At 63.0% G+C, this 14,164-nt stretch carries 17 protein-coding genes and 1 riboswitch; of the genes, 10 read left to right on the top strand and 7 right to left on the bottom strand.

The features are described 5' to 3' along the window. The 3 genes from larE to GEOBRER4_RS01735 all read right to left on the bottom strand — a co-directional run bounded on the left by larE (position 1) and on the right by GEOBRER4_RS01735 (position 1,662). Complete coding sequence (larE, locus tag GEOBRER4_RS01745) at positions 1-807, bottom strand: ATP-dependent sacrificial sulfur transferase LarE (RefSeq protein WP_185243976.1); 807 nt, start codon at positions 805-807, stop codon at positions 1-3. A gap of 73 nt (positions 808-880) precedes the next feature. Then, positions 881-1,339 (bottom strand): RrF2 family transcriptional regulator, encoded by a 459-nt coding sequence (locus GEOBRER4_RS01740; protein WP_185243975.1) that lies wholly within the window; start codon positions 1,337-1,339, stop codon positions 881-883. A gap of 113 nt (positions 1,340-1,452) precedes the next feature. Then, positions 1,453-1,662 (bottom strand): hypothetical protein, encoded by a 210-nt coding sequence (locus tag GEOBRER4_RS01735; protein WP_185243974.1) that lies wholly within the window; start codon positions 1,660-1,662, stop codon positions 1,453-1,455. 133 nt (positions 1,663-1,795) lie between these two features. On the opposite strand from GEOBRER4_RS01735, the gene dapF reads away from it, so the two are divergent. The 5 genes from dapF (at position 1,796) to dtd (ending at position 5,124) form a co-directional block, all read left to right on the top strand. Beyond that, positions 1,796-2,632 carry a diaminopimelate epimerase gene (gene dapF / locus GEOBRER4_RS01730; protein ID WP_185243973.1) on the top strand — a complete coding sequence of 279 codons (837 nt, stop codon included), beginning with the start codon at positions 1,796-1,798 and terminating at the stop codon, positions 2,630-2,632. 167 nt (positions 2,633-2,799) lie between these two features. Beyond that, a complete protein-coding gene (locus tag GEOBRER4_RS01725; RefSeq protein ID WP_185243972.1) occupies positions 2,800-3,222 on the top strand; it encodes an HIT family protein in 423 nt (140 codons plus the stop codon). 52 nt (positions 3,223-3,274) lie between these two features. Further along, on the top strand, positions 3,275-4,126 hold the full coding sequence (locus GEOBRER4_RS01720) for a deoxyribonuclease IV (RefSeq protein WP_185243971.1): 852 nt from the start codon (positions 3,275-3,277) through the stop codon (positions 4,124-4,126). A gap of 18 nt (positions 4,127-4,144) precedes the next feature. Then, entirely contained in the window at positions 4,145-4,678 is a 534-nt protein-coding gene (locus GEOBRER4_RS01715; protein ID WP_185243970.1) for an O-acetyl-ADP-ribose deacetylase, read from the top strand. After that, positions 4,675-5,124, top strand: a complete 450-nt coding sequence (dtd, locus tag GEOBRER4_RS01710) for a D-aminoacyl-tRNA deacylase (protein ID WP_185243969.1) — start codon at positions 4,675-4,677, stop codon at positions 5,122-5,124. The genes GEOBRER4_RS01715 and dtd overlap by 4 nt, the downstream gene beginning before the upstream one ends. On the opposite strand, the gene GEOBRER4_RS01705 is transcribed toward dtd, so the two are convergent. After that, on the bottom strand, positions 5,125-5,496 hold the full coding sequence (locus GEOBRER4_RS01705; protein ID WP_185243968.1) for a pyridoxamine 5'-phosphate oxidase family protein: 372 nt from the start codon (positions 5,494-5,496) through the stop codon (positions 5,125-5,127). 95 nt (positions 5,497-5,591) lie between these two features. Between GEOBRER4_RS01705 and GEOBRER4_RS01700 the strand changes: the two genes are divergently transcribed. From GEOBRER4_RS01700 to metX, 5 genes are all read left to right on the top strand, one after another. After that, complete coding sequence (locus tag GEOBRER4_RS01700) at positions 5,592-6,461, top strand: TIGR02757 family protein (RefSeq protein ID WP_185243967.1); 870 nt, start codon at positions 5,592-5,594, stop codon at positions 6,459-6,461. Continuing rightward, complete coding sequence (gene pabB, locus GEOBRER4_RS01695) at positions 6,458-8,179, top strand: aminodeoxychorismate synthase component I (RefSeq protein WP_185243966.1); 1,722 nt, start codon at positions 6,458-6,460, stop codon at positions 8,177-8,179. The genes GEOBRER4_RS01700 and pabB overlap by 4 nt, the downstream gene beginning before the upstream one ends. A gap of 34 nt (positions 8,180-8,213) precedes the next feature. Next, a complete protein-coding gene (locus tag GEOBRER4_RS01690; protein WP_185243965.1) occupies positions 8,214-9,077 on the top strand; it encodes an NAD(P)-dependent oxidoreductase in 864 nt (287 codons plus the stop codon). Continuing rightward, positions 9,074-9,244: a hypothetical protein gene (locus GEOBRER4_RS01685; protein WP_162843129.1), complete on the top strand. Its 171-nt coding sequence runs from the start codon at positions 9,074-9,076 to the stop codon at positions 9,242-9,244. The genes GEOBRER4_RS01690 and GEOBRER4_RS01685 overlap by 4 nt, the downstream gene beginning before the upstream one ends. 75 nt (positions 9,245-9,319) lie before the next feature. Next, a riboswitch (SAM riboswitch) is annotated at positions 9,320-9,421 on the top strand. A 100-nt stretch (positions 9,422-9,521) separates the two neighbouring features. Beyond that, entirely contained in the window at positions 9,522-10,625 is a 1,104-nt protein-coding gene (metX, locus tag GEOBRER4_RS01680; RefSeq protein WP_085814144.1) for a homoserine O-acetyltransferase MetX, read from the top strand. On the opposite strand, the gene GEOBRER4_RS01675 is transcribed toward metX, so the two are convergent. The 3 genes from GEOBRER4_RS01675 to GEOBRER4_RS01665 all read right to left on the bottom strand — a co-directional run bounded on the left by GEOBRER4_RS01675 (position 10,622) and on the right by GEOBRER4_RS01665 (position 14,004). After that, positions 10,622-11,851, bottom strand: a complete 1,230-nt coding sequence (locus GEOBRER4_RS01675) for an acetate kinase (RefSeq protein ID WP_185243964.1) — start codon at positions 11,849-11,851, stop codon at positions 10,622-10,624. The genes metX and GEOBRER4_RS01675 overlap by 4 nt on opposite strands. Before the next feature lie 113 nt (positions 11,852-11,964). After that, the gene (locus tag GEOBRER4_RS01670; RefSeq protein WP_185243963.1) at positions 11,965-12,996 is read right to left on the bottom strand and encodes an endonuclease/exonuclease/phosphatase family protein; all 1,032 of its coding nucleotides are present in this window, start codon (positions 12,994-12,996) and stop codon (positions 11,965-11,967) included. A 75-nt stretch (positions 12,997-13,071) separates the two neighbouring features. Then, positions 13,072-14,004, bottom strand: coding sequence for a polysaccharide deacetylase family protein (locus GEOBRER4_RS01665; protein ID WP_185243962.1), 933 nt, complete (start codon positions 14,002-14,004; stop codon positions 13,072-13,074). Positions 14,005-14,164 lie beyond the last annotated feature (160 nt).

Below are 14,164 nucleotides of genomic sequence, written 5' to 3'. Positions count from 1 at the left end.
CTACCCCTCGTTCATGCTTCCGGCGCGATACCCCTGCAGGTCCAGCGATACATAGGTGAAGCCGGCGGCGCGGAAAAACTCCAGGGTCCTCGCTCTCAGCGAGGGCTCCAGCATACGCGGCAGCTCCGCCTCGCTCAGTTCGATGCGCGCGCTTTCCAGATGAAACCTCACCCGGTACACGGTGAACCCCTCCCCCTTCAAGAACTCCTCGCAGCGCTCCACCTGGTTCAGCCTCTGCTCCGTGATCTCGGTCCCGTAGGGGAAGCGGCTGGCCAGGCAGGCATAGGCCTGCTTGGCCCAGGTGGGGAGCCCGAGCCCGCGGCTCAGCTCCCGGATGTCACTTTTAGAAAGCCCCGCCTCCAGAAGCGGCGAGCGCACCTTCAGCTCGCAGGCGGCGGTGCGGCCGGGGCGGTAATCGCCCAGGTCGTCGGTGTTGCTCCCGTCGGCGACGAAGGAAAGGGAGTGCTCCCGCGCCTTTTCGGTGCAGATCCGGAACAACTCGCTTTTGCAGTGATAGCAGCGGTCCTTGGGGTTGTGGCTGAAACCGGGGATCTCCAGCTCGTTGGAGACCACGAGCTCCTGGCGGGCCCCTATCAGGGCAGCCAGCCGCGTGGCCTCGGCAAGCTCCGATTCGGGATAGGTGGGGGAGGTGGCGGTGACCGCCAGCACCCTTTCGCCGCCCAGGGTGTCAAAGGCGGCCTTGAGAAGGAAGGTAGAGTCGACGCCGCCGGAGAAGGCGACCAGCAGGGATCCCATGTCACGCAGGATCTCCTGCAGCTTCAAGTACTTGTCCTGGGGAGTTTGCATAAGGTAGTGTTCGGGCGGGGCCAGAGGAGCCGTCAGGAAATCTCCTGGCGCCACCCCCCTTTCCACCCCGCCCCTAGATGAAGTACATGAAGCGGTGGTCCTGCTCCCGCTTGATGCCGAGCGACTCGCCGCGGTCGCACAAGGTCTTCAGGGTAATGGACTCGAAGAACTCGTTCAGCCTGTTGTTGGACTCTTCCCAGACGGTCTGGGTGACGCAACTGCCGTCGAAGCTGCACTCACCCTTCTTGCGGCCGGAACAGTCGACGATGAGGGTATCCCCTTCGGTCGCCTCGACGACGGCGCGCACCGTGATCTCCTCCGGGCTCTTGGCGAGGCAGTAGCCCCCCTGAGGTCCGCGCTTGCTCTTCAAAATCCCGTGCTTCTTAAGCCCCTGGAAGATCTGCTCCAGGTAGCGCGGCGAGATGTCCTGCCGGCGCGATATGTCCTGGATCTGCGCCGGCTGGCTCCCGGCGTTGTAGGCGATGTCGAAAAGAGCCCGCAGTCCGTAGCGGCTCTTGGTGGATAATCTCATGATAGTATCTCCCCTGTTTTAAAGGCTAACTGAAGATACAGTACCACATTTTCCATGTCAAGAATATAAACAGGGAGGGCCCTGTAATTGTCTACCTGGGCAAAGTGGCTTGGTTACCAGTATCTCTGGGGCGGTTCGACCCTTTCCATGTGGACGATGGCCGAGTCGACCACCTCGAAAACGTCGCCGTAGGCGTTGGTCCACTTGTCCCCTTCCTCCAGCGGTATGGGAACCTCGCGGCTACCGAGGAACACCTCGGCGTCGCCGATGTAGGCGTACCATTCGAGATTCCCGTTCATCCAGATCCTGTTTTTCAGCTCCATGAAGCCTCCGTGTCAAATTTTCCACGATCTTACTTAAAAGATGCACCGCGGGTCAAGCGACTCCGGTTTTTTCTTGTTGGACTCTGCCGATTTTGCTATTAGAGAACAATACTTTTTCCGGGGGTCATTCCTTATGAAATTCACAAAGATGCAGGGTGCAGGCAACGACTACGTGTATGTCAACTGTTTTGAAGAGGTGGTGCACGACCCTGCCGCCGTGGCGATAAAAGTCTCCAACCGCAACTTCGGCATCGGGTCCGACGGGCTGATCCTGATCATGCCGAGCGAGGTGGCCGACGTAAGGATGCGGATGTTCAATTCGGACGGCTCCGAAAGCGAGATGTGCGGCAACGGTATCCGCTGCGTGGCGAAATACGCCTACGACCACGGGATCGTTGCGAAAAAGGAGATCACGGCGGAAACCGGCGCCGGAATCCTGACACTGCAGCTTTTCACCGGAGCCGACGGCAAGGTCGAAAAGGTGCGGGTGAACATGGGGCCGCCGAGGCTGACCAGGAAGGAGATCCCCATGCTGGGAGAGCCGGACGAGCGGGTGGTCAACGTGCCGCTCAACGTACTCCACTCCACCTTCAACATCACCTGCGCCTCGATGGGGAACCCGCACTGTGTCATCTTCGTGGACGACGTTGACGCGTTCCAGGTGGAGAAGTACGGCCCCCTGATCGAGAATCACGAGCTGTTCCCGCGCCGCACCAACGTGGAATTCGTCCAGATCGTATCCCGCACCGAGGTGCGACAGCGCACCTGGGAGCGCGGCGCCGGCGAAACGCTTGCCTGCGGCACCGGCTCCAGCGCCGTCACCGCCGCCTGCGTCCTGAACGGGCTCACCGAGAAGCGCATCCTGAACCACTTGACCGGCGGCGACCTGGAGATGGAGTGGGGCGAGGACGGCAACATCTACATGACCGGCCCTGCAGTCGAGGTCTTCACTGGGGAAATCGACGTATAAAACTTATAGAACCAATTGACGATTGATAATTGACGATTGACAATGCAACACACCTCACTGAAGCCCGCTTCACTGGTACGTGCGCTCTCCGCATTGTCAATCCGGTTTTCCGTTGTCCATTGTCAATTGTCAATTGTCAATTATTAATTGACGTTAAAAGAGGTTTTATGAACTGTCCTATCTGCAGCAAGTGGCAGGACGATCCGGACCAGAGGGTGGTCGAGCTCAAGCACACCCTGGTCTCCTTGAACCGGGATCAGTTCTTTCCCGGTTACTGCTTCGTCTATCCAAGAAACCACGTGACCGAGCTCTTCCACCTGAGCGAGCCGGTCAGAAACGGGGTGATGGCCGAGGTGACCGCCGTGGCCCAGGCGCTGCACAGCGTCTTCACCCCCGACAAGATCAATTACGAGCTGCTGGGGAACATGGCGCCGCACATGCACTGGCACATCGTGCCGCGCCGCGCGAAGGACCCGCTTTGGCCCCGCCCCCAGTGGAGCGAGCCGCACCAGGAAGTGGTGCTCAAACCCGAGCAGTACCGGAAGCGGGCCGAGCTGATCAAGGCGCAGTTGAAGCTCATCCTGGGCTAGCCATCATCACCCTCCCCTCCCCATCGAAGGGGACCTGCCAAAAAGGAAAACCATGGACCTGCTGGGCGCACACGTCTCCATCGCCGGAGGCATCCATAACGCCGTGGACCGCGGAGTCAGCTCCGGCTGCGGCGTGATCCAGATCTTCACCCAGAACTCGAACCAGTGGAAGGGAAAGGCGGTCTCCCCGGCCGACGCGAAGCTGTTCCGGGACAAGCTCGACGCCTCGGGGATTTCCCACGTGGTGAGCCACGACATCTACCTGATCAACCTGGCGGCTGCTCCCGGCGAGGTAAAGGACAAGAGCCTCATCGCCTTCAGGGAGGAGATGCAGCGCTGCGCCGCGCTCGGGATCAAGAAGATCGTCATGCATCCCGGCTCGCACAACGGCGACGGAGAGGAGACCGGCATCCGGCGCATCTGCGAGGCCTTCGACCAGCTCCTCGCCGAGGTCCCCGAATACACCGGCAAGGTGCTCCTGGAGAACACCGCCGGCCAGGGGACGAACCTGGGCTACCGCTTCGATCACCTGAAGGCGATCATCGAGGGGAGTTCCTATCCCTCCCGCTTCGGCGTCTGCTTCGACACCTGCCATGCTTTCGCCTCGGGGTACCCGATCGCCGACCGGGGCGGCTACCGCAAGACCTTCGACGAGTTCGACGCCGCGCTCGGGATCGACAGGCTGATGGCCTTCCACCTGAACGACTCGAAGAAGGGGCTCGGCTGCAAGGTGGACCGCCACGAGCACATCGGGGCGGGGGCGCTCGGGCTGGAGCCGTTCCGCTTCATACTGAACGACCCGCAGTTCAAGCTGGTCCCGAAGTTAATCGAGACCCCCAAGGGGGACGCCGACGAGATGGACGCGGTGAACCTTAAACTGTTGAGGAGCCTGGTCGAAGGGTGATCGGGCCGGAGGTCCTTCATGAGCGCCAACAAGCTGAGCGAGAGGGTGGAGATCGTCCGCGGCGACATAGCGAAGCTTTCCGTCGACGCTATCGTCAACGCGGCAAACAGCACCCTTTTGGGCGGAGGGGGCGTCGACGGCGCCATCCACCGCGCGGCAGGTCCGGAACTCCTGGCGGAATGCCGGACCTTGTCCGGGTGCGCCACCGGCGAAGCCAAGATCACGGCAGGATACCGGCTGCCCGCGCGCCACGTGATACACACGGTGGGGCCGGTCTGGCACGGCGGCAGCCGCGGCGAGCCCGAACTGCTCCGCTCCTGCTACCGCAACGCCTGCCGCCTGGCCCATGAAAACGGGCTTTCCAGCCTGGCCTTCCCGGCCATCAGCACCGGGGTCTACGGCTACCCGATGCGCCCCGCCTGCAGGATCGCGCTGGAGGAGGTGAAGGCGGCGCTTGAGCGCTACCCGGAACTGGAAAAGGTGGTATTCGTCCCCTTCTCGCCCGAGGCGGAAGAGATTTATCGAGAGCTGCTACAGGAGGTCTTTTCGTGAAGGCGGTAATCCAGAGGGTGAAAGAGGCGAAGGTCACGGTTGAGGGGAAAGTCGTCGGCGAGATCGGCGAAGGGATCCTGGTGCTTTTGGGCGTGGAGATCGGCGACGACTGCGCCCAGGCGGAGTGGATGGCGGAAAAGATCGTCAACCTGCGGATCTTCGCGGACAGCGAGGGGAAGATGAACCTGGCACTTTCCGAGGTGAAGGGGGAGATGCTGGCGGTTTCCCAGTTCACCCTCGCCGGCAACTGCTCCAAGGGGCGCCGCCCCTCCTTCGACACCGCCGCGGCCCCCGAGGAGGCGAACCGCCTCTACAACTACTTCATGGGACAGGTCTGGGAGCGGGGAGTGCCTGTGCAAAGCGGGATCTTCCAGGCCGACATGGCGGTCTCCCTGGTGAACGACGGCCCGGTGACCTTCATCCTGGAGACCCCGCCCAAGCGCTAGTCAGATAAGAGGGCGCACCTCGTCCACCTTGAAATAAGCGACCCGGGTCACGGCAGAGCTAGCTTCCGGGCTCGCCACCTGGGCCGTACGCGACTTGATCTTCTCCAGCATATCCCCCTCGCCCAACTCCTCCTTCATGGTCAAGCTCAACCTCCAGCCGCTGTAACCCCTGGACGGCGCCAGGTAAAGGTAGCTCGCGTGCGGGTTCTCTCTCAGGTTGGCGATGCTGCGCCCATCGCTGAAGCCCCAGGCCAGCGTCTGTTCATCCACCACGTGCGGTATGGCGAAGACCGCCTGGTTCACCACGCCTGCTGCGTCGGCGGTGGCGATCACCCCTCGCCCCCCCTCCGGAAAGAGCTCTGCTAGTTTCATGTGTTGCGCCCCCTTTTTCCTTTAAGCTGATTTGCCACTATGATAATCTAGCAGGCTCAAAGGGATTGTCCATAAAAGGTGGGAGCGCTGCGCTAATGAGAAATCGGCTGGACCTGAAAAACATCCTTGAATCACTTTACGCCGCCCGCTCTCAGGAGCACCTCGCCAACGACCCGCTCTCGTTTTGCCACCGCTACCAGGACCCCAGGGACCTGGAGATCGTCGGCCTCATCGCCTCCTCCTTCGCCTACGGCAACGTGAAGATCATCAAGAAGAACCTCGCCTGGATATTCGACCGGATTGGGGACTCCCCGCGACTTTTCGTGGAGCGGTTCGAGCCGGAGCAAGGCTTTCGCCTATTCGCCGGGTTCAAGCACCGCTTCAACGACGCCCGCGACCTCTGCGCGCTCCTTTTCGCCTGCCGCACCATGCTGGAGCAGGAGGGCTCCGTCGAGGGGTGGATGCTCAGGTTCCACGGGCAGGGGCGCGAGGACCTGACCGAGACCCTCACCGGGTACAGCGAGGCTGTGAAGTCACTCGACCTGACGCCCGTCTTCGGCGCCGCCTCACCCCCCGGCGACTCCTATTTCCCCTTCTTCTTCCCCTCCCCCGCCTCGGGGAGCGCCTGCAAGAGGCTCTGCATGTACCTGAGATGGATGGTGCGGCCGGCCGACGGCATCGACCTCGGGATCTGGAAGGGGATCACGCCGGACCAGCTGGTTATCCCCGTCGACGCCCACATCCAGCGCATCTGCAGGCTCCTCGGCTTCACCTCCCGCAAGCAGGCGGACTGGCGCATGGCGCGCGAGATCACCGCCGCACTGCGTAAGCTCGACCCGGCGGACCCGGTGAAATACGACTTCTCCATCTGCCACCTGGGCATCTCCGAGGGATGCGACGGCAAGGACCAGTCAAAGTGCCTCGCCTGCCCCATCGCCGGGCTCTGCCCGGTCGGATCGCCTTGACCGCGGCTTCCCCCGCGTACCTGCATGGATGGAGTTTCTGCGCGCCCGCGGGCGAGGTCTGCGCCGCCACGCCGGAAGAGGTCGTCCCGGCGCTTATGTCCCTGGAACGGCAGGTCGCCTCGGGTCTGCACGCGGCGGGATTTATCAGTTACGAGGCCGCCGGCGCCCTTAACGGCGACCTCGCCACCCGTGCGCCGGGGAAGCTGCCGCTACTTTGGTTCGGGCTCTACCGAAACCGCTCCCGGACCCCCCTTCCGTCCCAGTCAAGCCCTTTCCACTGCGGCGACTGGCGCCAAACGCTGGACGCGGAGGCGTTCGACCGGGGGGTGCGGACCATCAGGGAGCTGATTGCCGCCGGGGACTGCTACCAGGTCAACTTCACCCTGCGCCAGCGCTTCTCCTTCCGAGGGTGCCCCCGCTCCTTCTTTTCAGAGCTTAGCCGCAGCCAGCCGACCCCTTACGGCTGCTACATCGAGACCGGGAATTTCCGCATCCTCTCCGCCTCCCCCGAGCTTTTCTTCTCCCTGTCCGACGGCGTTATCACCACCCGCCCGATGAAGGGGACCGCCCCAAGGGGGAGGTGGCCGGACGAGGACCGAGTCCGGATGAGGGGGCTGAAGGAAAGCCCCAAGGAACTGGCCGAAAACCTGATGATCGTTGACCTGCTGCGAAACGACCTGGGGATGGTGTCGGAAACCGGCTCGGTGCGGGTCGCCTCCCTCTTCGACGTGGAGAGCCACCCCACCGTGCACCAGATGACCTCCACCATCGAGGGGAGGCTGCGGGAAGGGGTGGGGACGCTGGAACTCCTCCGAGCCCTTTTCCCCTGCGGCTCCGTGACCGGCGCACCCAAGAAAAGGAGCATGGAGATCATCGCGCAACTGGAGGAGGAGCCGCGCGGCCTATACACCGGTTGCATCGGCTATCTCTCCCCGGGAGGCGAGGCCAAGTTCAGCGTCGCCATCCGCACCGCCGTCCTGGACCTCGCGAGCGGCGAGGGGGAGATCGGGGTCGGCAGCGGCATCACCTACGATTCCTGCGCCGGGGAGGAATACCGCGAGAGCCTCTCCAAGGCGCGTTTTGCCCGCGAGCTCGTCCCGGAATTCCAGCTGATCGAATCGCTTCTTTACGACGGCGAGTACTTTCTGCTGGAGCGGCACCTGGAAAGGCTGGCGCGCTCCGCCGCGCACTTCTCCTTCGCGCTGCAACCGGACGCGGCCCGTCGGGCCTTGGAAGAAACCGCCGCGGGGCTCGCCGCCGGGGGGAGCTACAAGGTGCGCCTGCTCCTTTCTAGTGACGGGCGCATCGCCTGCGAGGCGGCGCCGATAGAGGCCGTCGCGGCCGAAGCGAACGTAGGCTTCGCCAGCGCCCGTGTCGACTCGGATGACACGTTGCTCTACCACAAGACCACCCTGCGGGACCGCTATCGTGACGAGTTGGCGGCACAGCCGGAACTGGACGAGGTGATCTTCGAGAACGAGCGGGGCGAAGTCACCGAAGGGGCCAACAGCAACCTCGTGGCGCGCATCGAAGGTCGCTACCTGACGCCTCCTATGGCGAGCGGGCTCTTGCCTGGGACCTTCAGGGAGGAGCTGATCGCACAGGGCAAGATCGAGGAGCGGGTGCTGACCCGGGCTGACCTGGAGGGTGCGGAGGCGCTCTTTCTGATAAACTCGGTGCGAAAGTGGCGCCGGGTGGCGCTGGCATCGAAGAAATAGCAGGCGATAAATCTATTTATCCAAGGAGAGGAACATGGAACAATACGGATTTTTAGGATTGGGGATCATGGGAAGCGCGATGGCCAAGAACCTGCTCAAGGCCGGGTTCAAGGTGACGGTCTGGAACCGGTCGCAGGAGAAGTGCGCGGAGCTCGCGGCGCTCGGGGCAACGGTCGCCGCCACCCCCGCCGAGGTCACCGCCTCCTGCAGCGTCACCATCGCCATGCTGGCCGACCCCGCGGCGGCGCATGCGGTCTGCTTCGGACCTCAAGGCGCCCTGGAAGGGATCGGCGCCGGCAGGGGGTACGTTGACATGTCCACGGTGGACGCCGCGACGGCCAAGGATATCGGCGCGGCCGTCACCGGCAAGGGGGGGAGGTTCCTTGAAGCTCCCGTTTCGGGGAGCAAGAAGCCGGCCGAGGACGGCACCCTGATAATCCTCGCCGCCGGCGACCGTGAACTCTTCGACCAGGCGCTCCCGCTCTTCGAAAAGATGGGGAAGAAAAGCCTTTATTTGGGCGAGCTCGGGCGCGGCGCGCAGATGAAGCTGATCGTCAACATGGTCATGGGAGGTATGATGACCATCTTCTGCGAGGGGCTGGCCCTTGCGGACAAGGCGGGGCTCGAGGGGAGCGACCTCCTCGACGTCATCGACGCCGGCGCCATGGCGAACCCGATGTTCAAGCTGAAGGGGGCGCAGATCGGACAGGGAAACTTTGCCACCGCGTTCCCGCTCAAGCACATGCAAAAAGACATGCGCCTCGCCGTGGCGCTAGGGGACCAGCTGGGGCAGCCGCTCTTTTCCGCCTCCGCCGCCAACGAGAGCTTCAAGATGGCGCGGGCCCAGGGGCTGTCGGATAACGACTTCAGCGCCGTCTTCAAGGCGATCGCTTCATGAAAAAGCTGCTCTCCCTGGCCGCGGTGACGCTCATCACCAGCGCCTTTCTCGATCCCCTGATCTACTCCGGGCTCGGCAAACCGATACCCTGGGGGCGCGACGCGCTGATGCTTGTGGCAGGGGTCATCTGCTTTTACCTGCTGGTGAAATACCGCAACGACCTGTAAACCAAGGGATAAGTTTGCCGTTGACAAAAGTAAACGGCTCCCTTATCCTGCAGCGACAATTTCATATAAAAGACCTGCTTATCTAGAGTGGTGGAGGGAAAGGCCCTGCGAAGCCACAGCAACCGGCCCAGAAATGGGCGACAGGTGCTAAATCCTGCCGAAAGGCGAAGATGAGAAAGGCGCGCTTTAGCTCCATCACCACAAAAGCCCCTTCTCTCATACCGAGACGGGGCTTTTTTAATACCCGCAGCGCGCGGGCACCAATGAAGAGAGAAACATGTCCTACGGCATAGTGACAGAACAGATCGCCACCTTCGATACCGAGCTGCGCCTGGAAAGCGGGCGTATCCTGGGTCCGATTGACATAGCCTACGAGACCTACGGCACCCTGAACGCGTCGCGCTCCAACGCGATCCTCGTGACCCACGCCTGGACCGGTAGCGCGCATCTGGCCGGGCGCTACAGCGAGGACGAGAAGCGGGCGGGGTGGTGGGACGACATCGTCGGGCCCGGCTGCCTTTTGGACACCGACCGCTATTTCGTGATCTGCTCCAACGTGATCGGCTCCTGTTTCGGCTCCACCGGCCCCACCTCCATCAACCCGAAGACCGGCAAACGCTACAACCTCGCCTTCCCGGTGATCACGGTGCGCGACATGGTTAAGGCCCAGGCCTTGCTCATGGACCGGTTGGGAATAGAGAAGCTTTTCTGCGTGCTGGGGGGGAGCATGGGGGGGATGCAGGCCCTGGAGTGGACCACGCAGTTTCCCGAGCGCGTCGCCTCGGCCGTGGTGCTCGCCACGACGCCGCGCCCCTCGGCGCAGGCAATCTCGTTGAACGCGGTGGCGCGCTGGGCCATCTTCAACGACCCTAACTGGAAAAAAGGGGAATACCGGAAGAATCCCAAGGACGGGCTCGCCCTGGCCCGCGGCATCGGGCACATCACCTTCCTCTCGGACGAGTCGATGACGGCCAAGTTCGACCGCCGCTTCTCCGCCCGCGACGGCCAGTTCGACTTCTTCGGACAGTTCGAGGTGGAGCGCTACCTAACCTACAACGGCTACAACTTCGTGGACCGCTTCGACGCCAACTCCTTCCTCTACCTCGCCAAAGCACTCGACCTCTACGACGTGGCATCCGGGTGCGAGTCGCTGGAGGAGGCGTTCGCGCCGGTAAAAGCGCCCATACAGTTCTTCGCCTTCACCTCGGACTGGCTCTACCCGCCGGCCCAGACCGAGGAGATGGTCGAGTCACTTAAAAAGCTCAAGAAACCGGTGGAGTACCACCTGATCACCTCGGCCTACGGACACGACGCCTTCCTTTTGGAGCACCAGACCTTCACCCCGCTGGTCGAGTCGTTCCTGGACCGGGTCGAGATCTAGGCGGCACCAGCCTCGCGCGCCGGCCACCCCATGATGGCGGCCACGTCCTCGTTGAGCATCATCTCCTCGCCGCTGGGAAGGGCGAACACCTTGATCTTCGAGCTGTCGGCGCTGATCAGCATCTCCCGCTCGCCCCGCAGGGCCTCCTCGTCCCGCTTCAGGTCCACCTCGATCCCGAACTGCTCCATCCCCTTGAGCGCCATCCCCCGGACCGGCCAGTCCTCCCACCCCTCGCCGTAGGTGAAGACGATGGCGTCGGGCCTACCGATCACGGCTATGTAGGCGCCTATGTACTTGCGCAGGCGGTAGGACTCCATGTCGAGCGCCAGCTGGCAGCGGGGGTCCCCCACCACCGCCTCGTCCACCACCGTCCTGCGGCTCACCCGGCGCCCGACGATCCCCGCCAGCCCGCTCTTCTGGTTCAGGAAGAGATCCATTTCCGCCGCCGATATCCCGGCCTCGTTCATCATGAACGGTATGATACCCGCGTCTATGTCCCCGCAGCGGGTCCCCATCATCACCCCTTCCAGCGGGGTGAGGCCCATGCTGGTGTCGACCGAGACCCCGTTTTTCAGCGCGCAGAGCGACACGCCGTTGCCGGTGTGCACCGTCACTAGGTTGCAGCGCTCCAGTGGGACGCCGGCCAAGGCGGCTCCCCTTCTGGCGGCATGCAAGTGGGACTGGCCGTGGAAACCGTAGCGCCTGATGCCGTGCTGCTTGTACCAGTCGTAGGGAAGGGGGTAGATGTAAGCCTTTTCCGGCATGGTCTGGTGGAAGGCGGTGTCGAAGATGGCAACCTGCGGCAGGTTGGGGAGCAGGTCCTTTGCGGCGCGGATGCCGGCCAGGTTCGGGGTGTTGTGCAGCGGGGCGAGGTTCGCGGTTTCCTTGATGGCCGCGACCACGTCGTCGTCGATGAGGACTGACTTGGTGAACCTCTCTCCCCCATGCACCACGCGGTGCCCGATGGCGCTGATGCTCGCCGCTTCCGGCAGCACCCCGTCCTTCGCGTCGGTCAGCGTGTCCAGCACGAATTGCAGCGCTTGCGTATGGTCGGCGCAGTCGCGGTCCAGGTGCCGGGGCGCCTTGCCGGGGACCTTGTGGGTGAGGAAGGTGTCCCCGATGACGACCCGCTCCACGTTTCCGCTGGCCAGGGTCAGGTTTCGTCCCCAGTCGAAGAGTTGGTACTGCAGGGAGAAGGTCCGGCAGTTGAGGGTGAGGATGAGCATGCTACAGACTCCAGTCCGGGCGCCCATAGGGGGCCCGTCGCTTGGTTATGACCGACCATAACTAGCACGCTCGGTGGAAAAGTGCAATTACAACTGGGGGATCACAGCGGCAATTAGGGGGAATCCTTCAGGAAAAAATCGGCGACTACCGGTCGGTGGTCCGAGGCCCTGCCGGTCCCGACCCAGCAGCGGGAAGCGGTAAGCCAGGAGTTGGTCATGATGTGGTCGATGCGCATCCAGGAAAGGCGCAGCCAGGGGATCCTGTTTCTCAGCAGGAAATGGCCGTAGGTGTAGCCGTAGCCCGTCCCGGCCGCGGCGAAGGCATCGGTGAGTCCGGCCTCCCGGAGCGTGCGGCAGACAAGGGAAGGATCCGGGGAGTTCATATCCCCCGCCACCAGCACCGGCCCCGTCTCGCGCGCAAGGTATCCCGCGACGGTCATGGCCTGGGCTAGCCGAAGCGACACGTTGTCCTCGAACCTCTGGATGGCCTTGGGGAGGTACCAGGGGCCGTGCTTGGCTTTACGGAACGCGTTGAGGCTGCGGCGGGGGGTCTTGAAATGGACGTCGTAGACAGATACCTCCGAGGAGCCCACGCGCACCTTGCAGCGCAGGAAGTACTCCTTCCCGCGCCCCGAATAGGGTAGCTCGTGAACCTCTGCCGCCGTGAGCGGGTACCTGCTGGCGACCAGGTACTGCCCCTGGCTGCGCAGGTGCCAATCCCTGAAATACCCGGCCAAAGGCCCCCCCCCGGCGCGCACCGCGTCCTGGAAGAGCACGATGTCCGGCCGGCTCCGCTCCATCTCCTCCACCAGCGGCATGAGATCGTGCTTTCCGTACTTGATGTTCCAGGTCATCACCCTTATGGGAACGCCCGATGCTTCACCCTGCCCCCGGTTCGGCGGGATGTTGTACCCCATCACGGGACCGATCACCCACAAAAGTAAGCAAAGCGGGAGCCAAACCCAGGTCCGCTCCGTCTTCCAGGTAGCCGCCACGAGGATGATGCCGGGCACAGCCCACATCACCTGGGGGAGGTACAGGTTCAAGGCGCCGAGCCAGAAACGGTCGGCGCCTGTCCGATAGGAGAGGGAGATCGCGGCGATGACGGCCGCATAGATGAGGTTCAGCCACAGAACCGGCTTCATGCGCCGCCTCCAGGGGGGAGAAAGAGGCCGCCCCTGCCGAACGCCGGCGTCGGCTCAAAAGCGCCGCCTCCGGGGTTACCGGAAGGCGACGCGCTCGGTCCAAAAAGATGCGATTTCATAGGGGAGAAAATGGCAGTACTCGCCTTGGTACTCGGTCCGGATGTGCTCCAAAAGCTCGCGGTAGAGCTCGCAGGGATACTCGTCGAACTGCCGGCAGCCGTTGAAGCTCATGTAATCGGGGTGGGTGATCAAGAGTGCCATCCCGCCATGCTCGGCGATCCAGCGCAGCTTCTCCTTCCAGATGTCGATCCCCTTTTCCCGGAACAGGATGAACATGGTGAAATCCTGCGGCAGGGTATAGGGAAGCACCACGTACTCCCGCCCCGGGACCGCGGTCTGGTGCACCGGGAAGATGGTCCTCAAGCCGTCGGACTGCGGCTCGAAGGGATCGGTGTCGAACGCGGACGCCTCATAGGCTATGTCGAGCTGGTGCAGCCATTCGAAGTTGTGATAGACGCAAGGCGAGCGGAAACCGACCGCGCCCCACTCCTTCAGGTAGCCGTTGATCAAGGCTGCATGCTTGGCAAAGGTGGCCGGCGACTCGTAGAGCTTCCGGTTGTGCTCCAGGCCGTGCACGCCCACCTCGAACCCCTGTTCCACCAGTTTCCTGCGCAGCTCCGGGGGGACGTTGTAGTCGTGGGCCACGAAGTTGAACGAGGAGCGAAACCCCATCTCCTGCTCCAGCGCCATCAGTTGCTCGCAGCGCTCGACGCCGCGCGCCGTGTCGACGTCGTGGGTAAGGACCACGGAGAAGCGGTTCCCGCCCGGCCAGCCGGAAAAGCCGGCCGGGGTGCCGCCGGCATCGGGGTCGATGGGCCAGGTGGCGCCGTAGAGCGCCCTTTTGCGCCTGGCCACCATGCTGCGCACGATAATCTGCAGCCTGCGCGACATCAACGGTTTGACCCGGTAGTACGCTCGCGCCAGCATCTCTTCGGTGATCAGCTTCATGCGATTCTCCTTTACCGGTTGGCCAGACATGGAGGCATCTCCCCGACCGAACTTTCTGTAACGGACGTCGGTTAGCGATCCCTTAATTAGCAAACACAAAGACAAAATATAGCCAAACAAAATGACAACGCAAGCTGGTTCAGAAAAGGCGACAGGCTCC

Source organism: Citrifermentans bremense, from assembly GCF_014218275.1.
Classification (GTDB): Bacteria; Desulfobacterota; Desulfuromonadia; order Geobacterales; family Geobacteraceae; genus Geomonas; species Geomonas pelophila.
The sequence above is the reverse complement of the archived record's forward strand: the minus strand, read 5'-3'. Positions and strand labels throughout refer to the sequence as shown.

What these genes read in the sequence shown, in the direction of transcription:
- GEOBRER4_RS01715 (WP_185243970.1), top strand. Translation starts at nt 4,145, where the DNA reads ATGAGCGCCAACAAGCTGAGCGAGAGGGTGGAGATCGTCCGCGGCGAC.
- larE (WP_185243976.1), bottom strand. Translation starts at nt 807, where the DNA reads ATGCAAACTCCCCAGGACAAGTACTTGAAGCTGCAGGAGATCCTGCGT.
- GEOBRER4_RS01675 (WP_185243964.1), bottom strand. Translation starts at nt 11,851, where the DNA reads ATGCTCATCCTCACCCTCAACTGCCGGACCTTCTCCCTGCAGTACCAA.
- GEOBRER4_RS01700 (WP_185243967.1), top strand. Translation starts at nt 5,592, where the DNA reads ATGAGAAATCGGCTGGACCTGAAAAACATCCTTGAATCACTTTACGCC.
- GEOBRER4_RS01705 (WP_185243968.1), bottom strand. Translation starts at nt 5,496, where the DNA reads ATGAAACTAGCAGAGCTCTTTCCGGAGGGGGGGCGAGGGGTGATCGCC.
- GEOBRER4_RS01720 (WP_185243971.1), top strand. Translation starts at nt 3,275, where the DNA reads ATGGACCTGCTGGGCGCACACGTCTCCATCGCCGGAGGCATCCATAAC.
- dapF (WP_185243973.1), top strand. Translation starts at nt 1,796, where the DNA reads ATGAAATTCACAAAGATGCAGGGTGCAGGCAACGACTACGTGTATGTC.
- GEOBRER4_RS01690 (WP_185243965.1), top strand. Translation starts at nt 8,214, where the DNA reads ATGGAACAATACGGATTTTTAGGATTGGGGATCATGGGAAGCGCGATG.
- GEOBRER4_RS01740 (WP_185243975.1), bottom strand. Translation starts at nt 1,339, where the DNA reads ATGAGATTATCCACCAAGAGCCGCTACGGACTGCGGGCTCTTTTCGAC.
- GEOBRER4_RS01735 (WP_185243974.1), bottom strand. Translation starts at nt 1,662, where the DNA reads ATGGAGCTGAAAAACAGGATCTGGATGAACGGGAATCTCGAATGGTAC.
- GEOBRER4_RS01725 (WP_185243972.1), top strand. Translation starts at nt 2,800, where the DNA reads ATGAACTGTCCTATCTGCAGCAAGTGGCAGGACGATCCGGACCAGAGG.
- GEOBRER4_RS01685 (WP_162843129.1), top strand. Translation starts at nt 9,074, where the DNA reads ATGAAAAAGCTGCTCTCCCTGGCCGCGGTGACGCTCATCACCAGCGCC.
- GEOBRER4_RS01670 (WP_185243963.1), bottom strand. Translation starts at nt 12,996, where the DNA reads ATGAAGCCGGTTCTGTGGCTGAACCTCATCTATGCGGCCGTCATCGCC.
- GEOBRER4_RS01665 (WP_185243962.1), bottom strand. Translation starts at nt 14,004, where the DNA reads ATGAAGCTGATCACCGAAGAGATGCTGGCGCGAGCGTACTACCGGGTC.
- metX (WP_085814144.1), top strand. Translation starts at nt 9,522, where the DNA reads ATGTCCTACGGCATAGTGACAGAACAGATCGCCACCTTCGATACCGAG.